This window comes from Streptococcus parasanguinis, assembly GCF_001074805.1.
In the GTDB taxonomy this organism is placed as follows: Bacteria; Bacillota; Bacilli; order Lactobacillales; family Streptococcaceae; genus Streptococcus; species Streptococcus parasanguinis_A.
Map to the genome: position 1 here is coordinate 1 of NZ_JUPI01000072.1, position 584 is coordinate 584.

The following is a 584-nucleotide window of genomic DNA, read 5'->3' on the forward strand; positions in this document are numbered from 1 at the left end:
ATTTCATCAGCTTTTACAGCCCTACTCAACTGTGCGGAGGTGGGACGACGAAATCGAATTCTACGAATTACCGATTTCTGTCCCACTCTCTCTTTCTTTCGTAGCAAATACCAGCGATTTTTTAGAAAATATGGCATACTAGATTTAGAAGAAAGCGAGGTAATCTCATGGAACAATTTTTAGAAGATATTAAAGATCTTGAAGTTACAACTGTAGCGCGTGCGCAAGAAGCGATCGACAAAAAAGAAACAGCAACCTTCTTTATCGGACGCAAGACTTGTCCTTACTGCCGGAAGTTTGCTAGTAAGTTAGCAACTGTCGTAGCTGAAACAAAAGCTCATATCTACTTCATCAATAGTGAAGAACCAAGTCAGCTAGACGCATTACAAACCTTCCGCTCAACTTACGGTATTCCAACTGTCCCTGGATTTTTACATGTTGAATCCGGCGAAGTCACTGTTCGTTGCGACTCTTCCATGTCTGAAGAAGAAATTAAAGCATTCGCTCATCTATAAAATAATGAGGCTGGGACAAAAGTCCTAGCCTCTCAATTGTCTTTGGATTGTCGAGCAAGACGCAGTGGT

The 584-nt window shown here is 41.4% G+C and carries 1 protein-coding gene; it reads left to right on the forward strand.

Translation table 11 applies throughout. The features are described from left to right. Positions 1–167 precede the first annotated feature (167 nt). A complete protein-coding gene (locus ADI76_RS05020) occupies positions 168–515 on the forward strand; it encodes a thiol reductase thioredoxin (RefSeq protein ID WP_049514992.1) in 348 nt (115 codons plus the stop codon). Positions 516–584 lie beyond the last annotated feature (69 nt).